The 17,395-nt window shown below is 35.3% G+C and carries 10 protein-coding genes; 9 read left to right on the top strand and 1 reads right to left on the bottom strand.

Annotated elements, in window-relative coordinates; all coding sequences use genetic code 11:
* Positions 1 to 55 precede the first annotated feature (55 nt).
* A complete protein-coding gene (locus FLACHUCJ7_RS04915; protein WP_180908098.1) occupies positions 56 to 658 on the bottom strand; it encodes an RNA polymerase sigma factor in 603 nt (200 codons plus the stop codon).
* A 278-nt stretch (positions 659 to 936) separates the two neighbouring features.
* Here FLACHUCJ7_RS04915 and FLACHUCJ7_RS04910 point away from each other — a divergent pair, with 278 nt between their 5' ends.
* From FLACHUCJ7_RS04910 to FLACHUCJ7_RS04870, 9 genes are all read left to right on the top strand, one after another.
* On the top strand, positions 937 to 2,088 hold the full coding sequence (locus tag FLACHUCJ7_RS04910) for a FecR family protein (RefSeq protein ID WP_180908097.1): 1,152 nt from the start codon (positions 937 to 939) through the stop codon (positions 2,086 to 2,088).
* A gap of 185 nt (positions 2,089 to 2,273) precedes the next feature.
* Positions 2,274 to 5,855 (top strand): SusC/RagA family TonB-linked outer membrane protein, encoded by a 3,582-nt coding sequence (locus FLACHUCJ7_RS04905; protein ID WP_180908096.1) that lies wholly within the window; start codon positions 2,274 to 2,276, stop codon positions 5,853 to 5,855.
* Positions 5,856 to 5,869: 14 nt separating this feature from the next.
* On the top strand, positions 5,870 to 7,279 hold the full coding sequence (locus FLACHUCJ7_RS04900) for a RagB/SusD family nutrient uptake outer membrane protein (protein ID WP_230408791.1): 1,410 nt from the start codon (positions 5,870 to 5,872) through the stop codon (positions 7,277 to 7,279).
* 76 nt (positions 7,280 to 7,355) lie between these two features.
* Positions 7,356 to 8,552 (top strand): TlpA disulfide reductase family protein, encoded by a 1,197-nt coding sequence (locus FLACHUCJ7_RS04895; RefSeq protein WP_180908095.1) that lies wholly within the window; start codon positions 7,356 to 7,358, stop codon positions 8,550 to 8,552.
* 149 nt (positions 8,553 to 8,701) lie between these two features.
* Positions 8,702 to 9,835: a TlpA disulfide reductase family protein gene (locus FLACHUCJ7_RS04890; protein WP_180908094.1), complete on the top strand. Its 1,134-nt coding sequence runs from the start codon at positions 8,702 to 8,704 to the stop codon at positions 9,833 to 9,835.
* A gap of 208 nt (positions 9,836 to 10,043) precedes the next feature.
* On the top strand, positions 10,044 to 12,833 hold the full coding sequence (locus tag FLACHUCJ7_RS04885) for a M16 family metallopeptidase (protein WP_180908093.1): 2,790 nt from the start codon (positions 10,044 to 10,046) through the stop codon (positions 12,831 to 12,833).
* 326 nt (positions 12,834 to 13,159) lie between these two features.
* Positions 13,160 to 15,163 carry a protein-disulfide reductase DsbD family protein gene (locus tag FLACHUCJ7_RS04880; RefSeq protein ID WP_180908092.1) on the top strand — a complete coding sequence of 668 codons (2,004 nt, stop codon included), beginning with the start codon at positions 13,160 to 13,162 and terminating at the stop codon, positions 15,161 to 15,163.
* Positions 15,164 to 15,186: 23 nt separating this feature from the next.
* The gene (locus FLACHUCJ7_RS04875; protein ID WP_180908091.1) at positions 15,187 to 16,674 is read left to right on the top strand and encodes an aminotransferase class V-fold PLP-dependent enzyme; all 1,488 of its coding nucleotides are present in this window, start codon (positions 15,187 to 15,189) and stop codon (positions 16,672 to 16,674) included.
* A gap of 89 nt (positions 16,675 to 16,763) precedes the next feature.
* The gene (locus FLACHUCJ7_RS04870) at positions 16,764 to 17,249 is read left to right on the top strand and encodes a GNAT family N-acetyltransferase (protein ID WP_078227471.1); all 486 of its coding nucleotides are present in this window, start codon (positions 16,764 to 16,766) and stop codon (positions 17,247 to 17,249) included.
* Positions 17,250 to 17,395: the final 146 nt, after the last annotated feature.

Here is a 17,395-nt window from a genome sequence, read left to right as displayed (position 1 = left end):
TGTAAATAAAAGAAATGGAATAACTGTAATTACTTTAGAATAAAAGAGATTCAATTTAGCTTAATCCCAGCTTTTTCTTTTTTCCGAAGAACATAAACAAAACACTTTTTATCTTTTCTTCAAGCGAAGAACGCAAAATCGAAAATGCTTTGGTAATCTGCGCCTCAACAGTTTTGATGGATACATCAAGATGTTCGGCAATTTCGATATTGGTTAAACCTTCTTTTTTACTTAAAATAAAAACTTCCCTGCATTTAGGAGGTAAACTTTCTATCTCTTTATTTACTACCTTTAAGATGCGTTGAAAAGATTCAGAATCATCCTCAAGAACAACTGAGTTTAAGGCATCATGATACGTTTTTTCGAGAGAAAACAAGGATTGGTTTTTTCTGTATAAATCGATAAACTCATTATAAGCTAATTTGTAAAGAAAGCTTTTGATGGCATGATCTGATTTTAACCGCGCTCTTTGCTCCCAAACTTTTATAAAGACATTCTGAACGATGTCTTCGGCGCTGTAAATATTTTTTACAAGGCTATTGGCATAAACACAAAGTTTATGATGGTAGGAGTCGATGAGATAAGTGTATGCCTTTTCATCTCCGTTTCGAAGAGATTCAATCAGAATATTATTATCGTTGTAATCATCGGTTTTCATAGTAACAAATATATAAATTTAAAATTTTAGGACTTAATCAGAACGGATATTTCCCAAAATAAGCCCTGTATTCAGATTTTCTATTTGAATTTTATTACAAATAAAAATGCCTAAAAATGCAAAGATAAATCATTTTGTTTTTTAATTCTATCAAATTAATAGAGTTTATTGAAAGAAAAGACTTGTGAAAAATAAAAAAATCAGTAAAATCAAAAAAACTTTATCAAATTGTTAGGGTTTTGTTTTTTGGCTTCGTAATAATATTAAAAAAAGATAAAATGACAGTAAAAAAGTCAGAACGATTAATGGTAAAATTTATCACAAATCAGGCCAGTCAGGATGAAATTGAACAACTGACGGAGTGGTTAAAGGATGAAGCAAACCAAATTGAGTTTAGGGAATTTGTAAAAACGAATTATGCCATTGACACCGCTATGAATACATTCGATTCTGCTGAAATAAGAAGGCAGTTATCAGAAAGAATTCAGAAAGAAAATAATGTTTTTTATAAAAGAAGATTTTCTTCTTATTACAAATATGCAGCGATTTTGGTTGTCGCTCTGGGCGGATTTTATTTTTATAAAAATTCGAATATCCTGAAAGAGAAACAAAATGTTGTGATTCCGAGACAAGATGAAATTGTTTTACAATTAGATAATAATTCAGAAGAAGAAATTGATACGGCTGATACTCGAAATCTAACGGATAAAAACGGTAACATTATTGGCAGACAGGAAAAAAACAGGCTGGTGTATAACAAAGCCTATACTGAAGGAAAGTTAGTTTACAATACAATTAAGATTCCTTATGGTAAAAAATTTGAAATACAGTTGTCAGATGGAACCATTGTGTATTTGAACGCCGGAACTCAATTGACGTATCCGATACAGTTTTTAAAGAGCGAGGGGCGAAAAGTGAATCTGACAGGGGAAGCTTATTTTGAAGTTGCCAAAGACAAGGCGCATCCGTTTACGGTAAATACACATGAAGTAAGTGTTGAGGTTTTGGGAACCAGGTTTAATGCAGATGCGTACATGGATAATACAAGTACTGATATTGTGCTGGTTGAAGGAAAAGTTTCGCTTTATAAAGGTCAGAAAACAAATGAAAATCAGGTGTATTTGAAACCGGGTTTCAAAGGATCGAGTATAAAAGGGAAGTCTGTAATTACAACAGAAGAAGTAAATCCGGATTATTACACAGACTGGGTAAAAGGAAGTTTAGTATTTAAAAATGCCTCGTTTGAAGATATTATAAAAAAACTGGAACGACGATACAATGTGACTTTCATTAACAGAAATAAAATGCTCGGAAAAGAAATTTTTAATGCCCGTTTTGATAATGAGCCTATTGAAGTTGTGCTGAAATATTTTAGCGACAGTTATGCAATAGATTATACTATTGACAGAGATAAAATTACGATTAAATAGAGTTTAAAATATCAAAATATAAATCCAAGAACAAATTTGAAATTAAGAACCATAAAAAGGAATAAGCCTATGTAACAAAAGTTCGAGAAGCGGCTGTAAAAAACCGGAAAATGCGCCAACATTTCCCGGTATAGGAATGCGGTCAGTTAATTAACCAACCAACATTAAAAAAACATTTTAAAAGTATGAAAAAACTATTGAACAAAATCAGGTTCGACAAGCCTTTTTTGAAATTTGATTTGAAGATGAAATTGACTACATTATTATTATTAACCACTCTATCCGTTATGCAAGCGGGTGTGACCTATTCTCAAAAGGCCAGACTTTCTTTCAGCGCCAGTAATATGACTGTTGGAAAAGCAATTGAAAAGCTTGAATATACCAGTGATTACAGATTTGTATACAATGTAAGATCAGTTGATTTAGATAGAAAAATAGATATTAATTTAACCAATGCTTCTATTGAAACGATACTAAATACCATTTTTAAAGATTCGGGTACCGATTTTAAAGTGAGTGGTTCACATATTGTTTTGACACCAAAAAAAGCACCGGCTGAAAAACAAAAAGCTGAGGTACAGGATTTTATAGTAAAAGGAAGGGTAACCGATACAAAAGGAATGCCTTTAGTAGGTGCGGCGATTTCGGATAATGGTTCAGGTCGTGGTGTGCAAACCGATTTTAACGGAGAATATCAGATTATTGCAGTAAGCAGCGAAACTACTTTAGCTTTTGCTTACTTAGGATACATCAGAAAAGAAATTAAAGTAGATGGTAAAAGCATTATCAATGTTGTTTTAAAAGAAGATGTTCTGGAATTAGAAGGAGTAGTTTTGACTACGGGATATCAAAATATTACAGCAGAAAAAGCAACAGGGGCTTATTCAAATTTAAAAGCAAAAGATTTTCAGGAACAGCGGTTAAGCAGTTTAAACTCCATTTTGGAGGGACGCATTGTAGGGTATCAGGATGGTAAAATTCGTGGAACGACTACTATGACCGGAACAACAACTCCGTTGTATGTTATTGACGGATTTCCTGTTGAGAATACAAAATTAACTCCATATTCTGCTCTTGATGAAAATGTGCCTAATCTGAATTTAGAAGATATTGAAACGATTACTGTTTTAAAAGATGCAGCAGCTTCTTCTATTTACGGAGCACGTGCCGCCAATGGAGTTGTGGTAATTACAACTAAAAAGGCAAAAGCAGGGAAAACAAATATTTCGTTTTCAAGTAACTTAACCGTTACACCTTACAGAAACTATACAGGAAACCTAACTGATTCTGCCGATATTATTGGTTTAGAAAGAGGCTGGGCAGCAGGAAACCCTAGTTTACAAGGGACTAATGCAAGTACCTATGCAAAATCTTTATTAAATAATGCTGTATTTACAAGTTTAGGAATGCAGACTATTTTAAATGGTTATGCCGGAAATATTTCTCAGACAGAAGCAAATAACCGTTTAAATTCATTAGCCGGGCAAGGTTATAAATATTTTGATGATATTGCCAGATATGCAAAACGTGACCAGTATTTTATGCAGCACAACGTTAGTTTAGGTAAAGCTACTGAAAACAATACTTTTAATGCCTCTTTGACCTATAGAAACAATGAGCTTGAAGATAAATATTCTGAAAATCAATCTGTTGGGATTAACTTGAAAAATACAACCCAGATTAACAACTGGCTTTCTTTGGATTTAGGAACTTATATTAACTATGGTAAAGGAGATACACAGAGTTATTTTGCTTCGCAACCTAATTTTACTTCAGGACCTGGATTTAAATATCAGCCATACAACCAATTGGTTAATAACGACGGAACTAATTTTGTTTCTACTGCAGCATCCCGTTATAATGCTTTTACGCTTCAGTCTTTACAAAATTATGGCCTTTACAACATGGACATTACTCCAATGGATGAGTTTGGAAGAAACCTGATTAAAAGCAAAAATTTCTTAAACAGAACGTTTGCTAAATTTAACGCCAAGATCAGTCATGCATTCAATTACAACGTAATGTTCCAGTACGAATATGGTGCAGATCGTACAAGTCAGTTATTTGAAAAAGAATCATACTATGTTAGAAGCAAAGTAAATGGTATGGTCACTGTTGTAAATAACAAACCGGTTTATAATCTGCCTTATGGAGACATTATAAAAGAAGCAAATCAGTACAATAACGCTTATAATTTCCGTCAACAGCTAAATTTCAATCAGACTTTTAATGAAAAGCATGATGTGTCCGCTATTGCTGGTATGGAAATTCGACATACAAAACTAGAGTACACAGATAACACCCGTTACGGCTATGATGATCAGACTTTAGGCTTTGCTCCGGTAAATCAGGCTGATTTGCTTAAAGTGTACGGAAGTGTGTTTGGCGGATCGATGACACAAAATGATTTTTCTTTAGAAAGAGAATTAATAAACCGTTATGTTTCGGTATATGGAACAGGAGGTTATACGTATGACGGAAAGTATTCTGCAACAGGAAGTGTACGCTGGGACCGTTCGAACCTTTGGGGAACAGACAATAAATATCAAAACAAACCAACCTGGTCAACAGGTGTTGCATGGAATATTGATAAAGAATCATTTTTTAAAGTTTCATGGGTAGATGCGCTAAAAGTTCGTGCTTCTTATGGTATTGGAGGAAATATTGCTAAAAATTCAGCACCCTATTTAACAGCGTATTACAATTCTAATTCAAATGTTGGAGGAAATCAGGGAACTGTTAGTTCGAGACCAAATCCTGAATTATCCTGGGAAAAAACAACCACTACGAATATCGGTTTGGACTTTGCACTATTCAAAAACAGATTAAGCGGAACTGTAGATTTATACAACAAAAAAGGAGAGGATTTATTAGCAAGCAGCCAGGGGATTCCAACAGAAGGATGGGGTTATTCTACTTACAATACAAATAATGGAGAAATGACCAATAAAGGTATCGAAGTTAGTTTAAGCGGGGCTATCGTAAAAACACCTTCATTTTCATGGGATGCAACTGTTTTGTATGCGTATAACAAAAATAATGTCGATAACGTAAAAGTTGAAGCTCCTGTTTATTTCTTGCAATTAGATTATCCTCAGGCTTTCCCAAGAGTTGGAACCAGTTTTAATTCTATTTATGGTTACAAATGGGCTGGCTTAAGCAACACAGGAGTGCCTCAGGTTTATGATGCTTCAGGAACTGCAGTAAAATATAATCCGGGTCAAATTGATGCTATTAAGGATTTTGGTTCAACAGTCCCTACACACAGCGGATCTTTCCATACATCTGCTAGTTATAAAAACTTCTCACTTTCTGCACTTTTCATTTATGAATTGGGGCATAAAGTAAGAAATACATTCCTGCCAATGTTAACCAATAATTACAATGGTGCAGCTGGCGGATATGTAACAGACATTACAATGGTTAATAATAATATTGCAAACCGTTGGATGCAGCCGGGTGACGAAGCATTTACAGATATTCCAAGAGCCGTATACGAGTATGAAGCAGATTTTAATTCAGATTCCCGTTCCATTTATTCCTATGCGGACATCAACATCTTGGATGCTTCAAATGTAAGATTAAGCAACATTTCATTGAGTTATCAATTGCCAAAAGATCTTATTCAGAGAGTAAAATTACAAAATGTACGTTTCAATCTGAATGCAGAAAATGTTTACACATGGGCAAAAAGCAGAGATGCTAAATACATGTTAGGCGGTTTCCAGTCTCCAAGTTTTGTTATGGGTGTAAATGTTAATTTCTAATTTATAAAGACTAAATGATGAAAAATATATATAAAAGTGTAGTGTACTTCTTAGCTTTAGGATTGACTTTTGCATCTTGCGAAAACTATCTGGATGACGCTCCAAAAGGATCTAAAGTACCTACAACATTAGCAGACTATGAAGCTTTTCTTCGTGACGAATATACCAATCACAGAGTAAATATAGCAGGAGCTTCACAATTAATGAATGACCAATATGCAACGCTTGCTACTTTATCAAGTGACAGATTAATCAATGCTAATTATATGTGGGATCAAAATGCCGACCGAATTGCATTGAAAGTATCTGATGAAACGACTTATTATGCAAGCTATCAGGGAATTTCGACTTTCAATTTAATTATTGAAAATGCTCTTTCTACAACAGAGGCTACTGAAGAACAAAAAAGAATAGTGTGGGCAGAAGCAAAAGTACTGCGCGCGATGAACTACTTTAATCTGGTTAATTTTTATGCAGATACTTATGTTGCTTCAACAGCTTCAACAAAATTATCTGTTCCCTTAATTACAAGTGCTAATATTAATGCACCAAGTAAACAGGTAACGATTCAGGAGTTGTATGATTTTATTCTGAATGATGTTAAAGAAGCTTTGCCTTATCTGCCAAAAGTTTCCCAGACGGTTTTACATCCAAATCTGGGAACAGGTTATGCTTTTTATGCAAGGGTATATCTTCAGATGAACAACTATACAGAAGCTTTGAAATATGCAGATCTGGCATTGGCAGAAAACAATAAACTGTATGACTGGATTGCTTTTTACAATGCTAATAAAACATTAATTGAAACTCCTGCTAATTATACCACATTTACATCTCCAATGGGATATAATTATGTAGAGAATTACAACTATCGTCATGGAGCTAACTCTAGTTTAACAACAGAAAACAGTATTCCTGTAGAACGTGCACAGCGTTTTGAAGCCGGAGACGCGCGTTTCTTGTCACGTTGGAAAACCTACACTGTTGGTGCTGAAACCTATTTTAGAAGAACCTTATCCGGTGCTTTTAATTTTGGCGGAATGACAACTGTAGAAATCTATTTGATTAAAGCAGAATGTCTGGCACGTGCCAACCAAATCAGTGATGCATTGGCTGTTTTGAATACTGTTCGTAAGACACGTATTCTTCCTGCTTCTTATCAGGATATTTCGACTACAGACAAAACAACTGCTTTAAAGGCTATTTACAGAACAAAAAATAATGAACTTACCAACACGCTGATTCCTTTTGCAGATGCACGTCGTTTAAATGCCGAAGGTGTTTATCCGGTAAGTTTCTCAAAAGTAGCTGGTGGAACAACTTATACGTTATCAGCAACTTCTCATATGTGGACAATGCCTTTCCCACAAGGAGCTGTAAAAAATCCGGGTAACGGAACAATAACGCAGAATGTAGCAAAATAATAAAGGCCCCAAAGCTTCCTGAGTAGGTATTCCGAAAGGGGAGCTTCTTATAAAATATCAAAAATATCAATCAAAAATGAATACAATTAAATTTAAAATAGCAGGATTGTGCATCTGCCTTCTCACAATTTCCGGCATTGCGCAAAAGAAAAAATCAGCAGCTCCGGCAGCAGCTTCTTATACCATTGAAGGAAATATTACGGGACTTGAAGATGGAACAGCAGTAAAATTAATTCCGGGAGCAACACATTCTTCAGAACCTGCAGTTGCAGAATCAAAAATTAAAGACGGCAAATTTACATTGACAGGAAAATTAAAAGAACCTCGCTTTTTTTATGTTGCATTTGGAAACAACAAAGGATTTATACCGGTTTTAGTAGAAAATTCTAAAATAAAATTATCAGCTGAAGGAACTGTTTCAGAAGGAGAAGACAAAAAAATTAACTTTAAAAATGAAGTAGTTTCAGGATCCAAATCACATGATTATTATAAAAAAGAAACTGCTTTTAGAAAAGAATTAGAAAAAGACTACCAAGAGTATCACAAAGGCACTGAAAAAGTTTCGGAAGCTTATGGTAAAGCAAGGGTTGCCGGAAATAAAAAGGCAATGGATTCTATTGGAAACACTCCGGAATGGAAAAGTTTTGAAGCAAAAGAAAAAGCATTTTTTGATAAAGTAGCATCCAGTTCAAAAAATCTGATTTCAAAACATAAAGATACCTGGTGGGGCCCCTTTTTTATGATGATACAGTACAGCTATTTTACACCGGATCAAAAACCGGAATTTGAACAATTTTCTGAAGCAGCTAAAAAAAGTTATTACGGACAATTGGTTGATAAAGAAGTAAATCCGAAATCATTGATTGGGACAAGTGTTTCAAATTTTGCCTTAAATGATAAAGGCGGAAAACCATTAAGCGTAAAAGAGATCGTGGCAGGAAAAAAATACATCCTGATTGATTTCTGGGCATCATGGTGCGGACCATGCCGTAAAGAAATCCCAAACCTGAAAACAGCTTATTCAGAGTATTCCGGAAAAGGATTTGAGATTTTAAGCATTTCAATCGATAGTGACCAGAAAGCGTGGTTGAAAGCTTTAGGTCAGGAAAACATGCAATGGCCAAATTTGTATGATGATGATAAAGTAAGCAAAGCATTTAATGTAAAAGCGATTCCTGCAACTTATTTAGTAGACAGTAAAGGTGTTATTATTAGTGATAATCTAAGAGGAGCGGCATTAGAAGAAAAATTAAAAGAACTTTTCAAATCATAATCTGGTTTTTAATTTTTTTTTAAATCAGCCTCGGATTGAAAGACTAAAAATCTTCTGAATCTCCTAAATCTGCGAGAAAAAAATAAACACAAATATGCTATATGTTGAAAAAATAAGCATAAAGCATTTACAAATAAAAAAATAGCAACATGAAAAGTATAATTTCAAAATCAGGTTTATTAGCGTTGGCGCTGGTAACCACAATTACTTCCTGTTCTAAAAAAGAGGAAGGATTTACTATCAACGGAAATATTCCGGGACAAAAAGACGGAACAGTTTACTTAGAGTTTCAGGATGGTGATCAAACCGTAGTTAAGGATTCTGCAAAAATTGTTGACGGTAAATTTAGTTTTACAGGAAAAGTGGAAGAGCCCTTGAGATACAGCATTAAGTTAAAAGGTCAGGAATACGGAAAAGTTTTTGTGTTGTCTAATGAAACTATTGGATTTACAGCGCATAAGGATTCAGTTTATATGGCCAAATTGTCCGGAGCAACCCAGGATTCTATTTATGGTTCTTATTATAAAAACGAATTTAAAAAGATTCAGGATGTTGCGGGACCAATTTATAAATTATCAGATTCCTTAAGTCAAAACGGAAAAGTAAAGCTTACTGCTGAGCAGCAGGCCATGATGGATAAAAAATGGAAAGATTTGCAGACTCAGGCAGATGACCTGACTTTTAAATTTATCAAATCACACAAAGATCAGGTTGCGGGAGCATTAGTTTTAGATGACCGTTTGGTAACTTACGGAACGCCGGAACAGGTAAATGAATATTTTGCAGTTTTGACTCCTGAGGTACAAGGCTCTTATTTTGGTAAAAAAATAAAAGAAGGAATTGAATTGAATAATAAAACGGCTGTAGGTGTTGCAGCGCCACAATTTTCTCAAAACGACGTGAATGGAAAAGTGGTAAAATTATCTGATTATAAAGGGAAATATGTATTGATTGATTTTTGGGCAAGCTGGTGCGGTCCATGCCGAAAAGAAAATCCAAATGTGGTTTTGGCATACAAAACATACCACGACAAAGGATTTGATGTATTAGGAGTTTCATTAGATGATAAAAAGAAACTTTGGGAAAAAGCAATCGAAAAAGATGGTTTAACCTGGACACATGTTTCAGATCTTAAAGGCTGGAAAAATGAAGCAGCTGTTTTGTACGGGGTAAAATTGGTTCCAACTAATTATCTGATTGGACCTGACGGAAAAATCGTGGCTAAAAACCTTAGAGAAGCTGAACTTCAGTCAAAGCTGAAAGAGATTTTCAGTAAATCATAAATTGCCTTATAATTCAAGAAAAATAAACACATAGAAACATAGATTTATTTCTTTTCAAAAAGGATACAAAAGAGAAACATATTTCTCAACACATAGCTATGTTTTTTTGAATAAGTGAAACGTCTTTTCACGGTTACAAAAACTATGATTCTATGTGTTTAAATCTAAATAACGAATTATAAATTTCTTCATTAAAATATCAAACACAATGAAAAAATACATCTTTCTGGGCTATTGTTCACTTGCTTTCTGTACGCTGGTTTCAGCACAGGGAAAATCAGATAACTTTAAGAAAATAAAAGAGTTAGGCGGAATCGAAGAATATTTGTACCAGCCGAACGGAATGAATATTTTGCTTTTACAGGACAATGCTTCGCCAGTGGCAACGGTGCAAATTGTATATCGTGTAGGTTCCAAACATGAAGTTTTAGGAAACACGGGATCGACGCATCTTTTGGAGCATTTAATGTTCAAAGGAACGCCGACTTTCAACAAAAAAAGCGGTACGACAATTACGGATGTGCTTCAAAATACCGGAGCACAATTAAATGCCACAACGTGGTACGACAGAACCAATTATTTTGAAACCCTGCCAAGTGACAAAATTGGATTAGCATTACAAATTGAAGCCGACAGAATGCGCAATTCTTTATTGACCAAAGAAGATAAAGAAGCAGAAATGACCGTTGTCCGCAATGAATTTGAACGCGGTGAAAACGACCCGAACAGTTTACTGGATAAAGAAATCTGGGCTTCAGCTTACATTGCACATCCGTATCATCATTCAACAATCGGTTGGAAATCGGATATTGAAAAAGCACCAATTGAGGTTTTGCGTAATTTCTATAATACCTATTACTGGCCGGATAATGCAACTTTAACGATAATCGGTGATTTTAAAAAAGAGAATGTTTTTGAATTGATCGAAAAATATTTCGGTGGAATTACCAAAGCACCTCATACATTACCTCAGCCTTATACCGAAGAGCCACAGCAATACGGCGCGCGTAAAATTGTGGTTAGAAAACCGGGTGAATTAGGTGTTGTAAATAAAGCGTATAAAATTCCGGGGGCTTTGCATGAAGATTTACCGGCTTTGAATATTTTAGGCGAAATCATCGGATCAGGGCCTTCAGCAATTTTGAACAAAACTTTTGTAGATACCCGTATGGGAATTTACGCTTATGCAAGTGCGACAAATTTTAAAGAAGTTGGTCTTTTTACCATTGGGGTTGGTTTTCCAACAACATCAAAACACGAAGATATCGACGCTAAAATAAGCGAAGTTATTGCTAAAATCCAGAAAGAAGGTGTAACTCAGGATGAGGTAAACCGAGTGGTTGCCAAAATTAGTGCACAGACTATTTTAGCGCGCGACGGTTCTGGTGTTATTGCTTCAGAATTAAACGAAGCTATCGCTTCAGGCGACTGGACAGACTTTGTAACCGGTGTTGACCGATTGAAAAAAGTAACCCCGGCGGATGTTTTACGCGTAGCTCAGCAATATTTGGTTGAAGATCAAAGTACAACGGGCTATTTTATACCAAAACAATCCGGTGCTCAAAATCAGGATGCGGCTCAGTCTAATAATTTCATGCCTGAAAACGGTCCTTTTTATTACAGACATCCGGAAGGCGGACATTCACATGAAGAAACTTCTTCTGAAATTTCAGTACAAAATAATACTACTGCAGAAATTATTTTAGACGAAAGTATAATTGAAAAAACAGCTTCGGCTTTCAAAAGAGAAAAAGTAGCCGGAATCGATGTGGTTTCGGTAAAAACATCTGCAAAAGATTTTGTGACAGTTGCAGCAAGTATTTCATTAGGGAATTTTGTTAATGAGACTAAAAATCCAATGGTTTCTTCTTTAGCAGCTTCTATGTTATCAAAAGGAACTACACTGAATGATAAATTTAAATTCTCTGAAAAGCTTCAAAAATTAGGGGTGAACTTAAATGTGAGTGCTTCAACGACCAAAATAAATATTGGTTTTAAATGTCTTAAAAAAGATTTAGATCAGGTTGTTGCTTTATTGGCAGAAGAAATCCGCAATCCTTTATTTGACCTGAAAGAATTCGAAAACCTCAAACAGCAGTTTACAGGAAATGCTCAGCAAAATTTAAATGATCCGGGCGAAAGAGGTGATATTGCGCTTTCTCAGGCAATTTATCCAAAAGGAAATCCAAATTATAGCCTAAGCGTTGAAGAAGATTTAGCCAACATCAAAAATGCAAATTTAGAAGAAGTAAAAGCGTTTCATAAAAAATATTTCGGTCCTGCCTCTATGCATTTGGTAATTGTTGGAGATACAGATGGGGCTAATTTAAATGCTTCTTTGAAAAAATCATTCAAGAACTGGAATGGTGGCGTTTCTGAAACTTTAAAATTTGAGGATGCCGTAAAAATAGCTTCAAAAACAGAAGTAGTTACAATTCCTGAAAAGCCAAGTGCCGAATTGTATATTGGTCAGTACACAGGTTTAAAAAGAGCCGATGCAGATTATATTCCGTTTTACATTGGAAATTACACTTTAGGTGCCGGTTTTGCAGGTCGTTTGATGCAGACCGTTAGGGATAATGATGGCTTAACATATAGCATTTCATCTGGCTTAGGAGGAAATATCCAAACCGGTGGGTATTGGATGGTAAATGCTTCTTTCAATCCGTCTTTATTTCAAAAAGGACTGGATGCTACGATGGTTCAGATTGATAAATGGGTAAAGGAGGGCATTACTGCAACAGAATTAGAAAATAAGAAGACCAATTTAATCGGAAGTTTTAAAGTTGGAATGTCTACCACAAGCGGAATGGCAAGAACGATTTTGAGTTTTATCGAGAGAGGACAGGAGCCAAATTACATCGACCAATATCCAAAAGATATTGAAAAAGTGACTTTGCAACAGGTGAATGATGCTATTAAAAAGTACATTCAGTTAGACAAAATGATCATCATTAAATCTGGTTCGCTTGATCAAAGCGGAAATCCTTTGAAATAACTTTTTATTGAGCACATAGAAACATAGATTTTTCTTTTTTGAAAAGAATATAAAAGAGAAACTCATTTCTTAACACATAGCTATGTGTTTTTGAATAAGTGAAACGGCTTTTTTAGCTTACGAAAACTATGAATCTATGCGCTTAATAATTTGCATCAAACAAAAGCAATACTACCATTTTGCCAAAATTCCAGCAATCTAAAATAATTTTAATAATCGTCTTTCATTATTTCATTTTTAGAATCTGAATTAGTAAGCCATTTTCTATGAAAGACTATAAGAGCTGTTTGAAAGCAGCTCTTTTTTTAAAATATCAAATCAAAAAAATGAAAAATATACTAATGGCATTATGGTTCCTTCTTTCAGGAAGTATGTTTGCCCAAATGTACAATCCGGTAAAATGGAGTACTTCTGTAGAAAAAATCTCGGATAAAGAATATCTTTTAAAAGCTCAGGCAGTAATACAATCCGGCTGGCATCTGTACGGACAATATATTGAAGAAGGCGGCCCATCTCCAACTGCTTTTACTTTTAAAAATACAGCAAAGAAATTCGAGTTAATCGGAAAAACAACCGAAGAAAAAGGCCATGAAACCATCGATAAAATCTTCGACATGAAAATTAAATATTTTGAAGATAAAGCGGTTTTTACGCAAAAAATCAAATTTACTTCGGATGAAATTCTGAACGTTACAGCAGACGTTGATTTTATGGTTTGCGATGACAGTAATTGTTTGCCTCCGTCGTCAGAAGAATTATCGTTTAAAATCCCGAATTCAAAGAAATTGGCTGTAGCCAAAAATACTGCAGTTGTTAATAGTGATACGATTACAGTTGAAGAAAAAACAGCTGTTGTGACAGAAGATAAAACCGTAAAAGAGGTTATTAAACCAGCTAAAAAAAGTCAGTCAAGAGGTTTTTTAGGCATTTTTATTCTTGCTTTTTTATCAGGATTTGCGGCTTTACTGACACCTTGTGTTTTCCCGATGATTCCAATGACGGTAAGTTATTTTACCAAGCAAAGTAAAACGAAAGCAGCCGGAATTAGAAATGCTCTGATTTACGGATTTTCAATCGTAGTTATTTATGTTTTGTTGGGGTCGATTGTAACGGCTGTTTTTGGTGCCGATTCATTGAATGCACTTTCTACAAATGTTTGGTTCAACCTGATTTTCTTTGTTTTATTGGTTGTTTTTGCAATTTCATTTTTGGGTGCTTTCGAAATTATGCTTCCAAATGCATTAGCAAACAAGGTGGATTCTCAGGCAGACAGAGGAGGATTGATCGGGATTTTCTTTATGGCTTTGGCTTTAGCAATTGTGTCATTTTCGTGTACGGGGCCAATTGTAGGCACACTATTAGTTGAAGCAGCATCAAAAGGAGGAATTGCCCCGATTGTCGGGATGTTAGGATTCTCAATTGCCATTGCATTACCATTTTCATTGTTTGCTGCTTTCCCGGGCTGGCTGAATGCTTTGCCAAAATCAGGCGGATGGTTAAATACTGTAAAAGTGGTTTTAGGATTTTTAGAATTGGCTCTGGCTTTTAAATTTTTATCCAATGCCGATTTGGTTTTACAATTGCACTGGCTGGAAAGAGAAGTTTTTCTTGCCATCTGGATTGCTGTTTTTGGCGTTTTGGCATTTTACTTATTTGGAAAAATTACGCTGCCGCACGATTCTCCGTTAAATCATATTTCAGTAGGAAGATTAAGTTTTGGACTGATCGTTTTGACTTTTACCATTTATCTGATTCCGGGACTTTGGGGCGCACCTTTAAAACTCATCAGCGGATTTCCTCCGGCAATGTATTACAGCGAATCTCCAAACGGTATTGGCGGTGGAAAGACAGAAACAGCCAGCAAAGAAACATTGCCTGAAGGCGCAGAATATGGTCCGCACAATATCATCACGTTTCATGATTATGACAATGGAATGAAATTCGCTAAAAAAGCAGGAAAACCGGTTTTGTTGGATTTTACAGGATATGCATGCGTAAACTGCCGAAAAATGGAAGAACTGGTTTGGTCTGATCCAAAAGTTTTAGGCGTTTTAAAAAATGATATTGTACTGATTTCATTGTATGTAGATGATAAAAAAGACTTACCGGAAAGTGAGCAGTATGTTTCTGAAACAACAGGAAAAAAAATCAAAACGATTGGTAATAAATGGAGCGATCTTCAAATTAAGAATTATAAAGCAAATGCCCAGCCCTTTTATGTAATTGTAGATCATAACAGTACTAATTTGACGGAACCTTCTGCTTACAATCCTGAGGTTACAGCATATTATAGCTGGCTGCTGTCCGGAATCCGGAACTTTAAAAAGTAAAATGCTTTTAAATAATAAATGATATGGAAGTTACTTTGAAGACAACCCAATTAGAACAGCATTTTTCTACGTTTAGAGGAAATATAATAGGAGTAAACCATACTTTTGAATCGGTTTACGGGAGACAAAAATTATATTATGCCGATTGGATTGCCAGCGGAAGATTGTACATCCCGATTGAGGATATTATGCTTAATAAAATAGGTCCGATGATTGCTAATACGCATTCTTTTTCAAGTGAAACCGGTAAGGCATCGACTTATGCTTATCAGTATGCAAGAGAATTGATTAAAAAACATGTGAATGCCAATGAATCCGATGTTTTGGTTACCACCGGAACCGGAATGACAGCAGCTTTAAATAAGTTACAGCGTATCATGGGATTGCGGTCTGCGGATAACATCTACAATGTAAAACTGAATTTTGATGATGAAAGACCGGTGGTTTTTATCACCCACATGGAGCATCATTCCAATCAGGTTCCGTGGTATGAAACCATTGCCGATGTGGTGATTCTGCCGGCAGGTGAAAACAATTTGGTTGATCCGAAAATACTCGCATCAGAACTTAAAAAATACGAAAACAGAGTTTTGAAAATCGGTTCTTTTACGGCCTGTTCCAACGTTACCGGAATTATCACTCCGTATCATGAACTGGCAAAAATCATGCATCAGCACGGAGGTTTATGTTTTGTCGATTTTGCAGCTTCGGCACCTTATGTCAAAATCGATATGCATCCAAAAGAGACTGAAGAGCAATTGGATGCGATTTTCTTTTCGCCTCATAAATTTTTAGGCGGACCCGGAACCTGTGGGGTTTTGGTTTTTAATGAGAAGCTATATAAAGCTAATTTTCCGGATAATCCGGGCGGAGGAAATGTAAAATACACGAATCCGTGGGGCGGCTATGATTACAGTGATGCAATAGAAGTAAAAGAAGATGGCGGAACTCCGGGGTTTCTGCAGGTGATGCGTACAGCTTTATGTCTGGAACTGAAAGAACAGATGGGCGTAAAGAAGATTCAAAAAAGAGAGAAAGAGTTGTTGGATCTCTGTTATTCGGAACTTCAAAAAGTGGATGGTTTATCCATTTTGGGCGATTTGAAAAGCGAACGAATTGGCTGTGTTTCTTTTACAATAGAAAACATCCATTACAATTTAATCGTCCGTCTTTTAAATGACCGTTTCGGAATCCAGGTTCGTGGTGGCTGGTCATGTGCCAGTACGTATGCACATTATTTGTTTGATTTAGGTGAGGAAAAGTCTAAAATGATGACCAATGAACTTCTTCAGAAAAACCTAATCAATAAGCCGGGCTGGGTGAGACTATCGCTCCATCCGACATTGAAAGACGAAGAGCTATTGTTTATTTGTAATGCCATTCAAAAAGTGGCGCTTTGTTATGAAGAGTGGCAAAAAGAGTATCAGTATAATCCGTCAACAAATGAATTTGAAAATCTTATGGCAGAAGAAACGATTGCAGAAGATGTGAGAGATTGGTTTGTTTTATAAATAGAACAGAAGCCTGCAAAATCATTTTGAATTTGCAGGCTTATTGTTTAAAACAGGACTTTGTTTAATTTTGCTAAAATTTTAAAACTATGATAACTTTTAGAAATGCTACTTTAAACGATCTTGATGTTATTACTGAAATTGAAAATATTTGTTTTCCGCCTAAAGAGGCAGCATCAAAAGAATCATTTACAAAAAGAATTCAAATCTATCCAGAGCATTTTTGGCTTCTGGAAGCTGAGGGAAAGTTAATTGGCTTTGTAAACGGAATGGTTACGAATCAAAATACCATAAGTGATACATTGTTTAGAGAAGCCTCATTACACGATAAAAATGGTAAATGGCAAAGTGTTTTTGGGATTGCTGTGGCACCAGAATATCGCAATCAGGGTTATGCTGGCCAGCTCATGAACCATTTGATTATGCAGGCTAAAAAGGAAAGGCGTAACGGGGTTATCCTGACTTGTAAATCACATTTAATCCAATATTATCAACGTTTTGGATTTGCTGATTTTGGAGTTTCCCAATCTGTTCATGGCGGAGAAGTTTGGCACGATATGTCATTGATTTTTTAGAATGCATTCTAATAAAAGTAGCTCCAGAGTCAAATTGATTTTGGAGTTTTTTTTATACGAGTTTTAGATTATACAATTTTCATAAAAGTCTTCCCAATCCTTGTATTTCTTCATATTGTAAATGAAATTAAAATTTCCGTGTACCA

Origin of the sequence: Flavobacterium salmonis (assembly GCF_903819435.1) — a bacterium.
GTDB classification, from domain to species: domain Bacteria; phylum Bacteroidota; class Bacteroidia; order Flavobacteriales; family Flavobacteriaceae; genus Flavobacterium; species Flavobacterium chungangense.
Note: the sequence above shows the minus strand (reverse complement) of the source record. Positions and strands in the feature narration are given on the sequence as shown.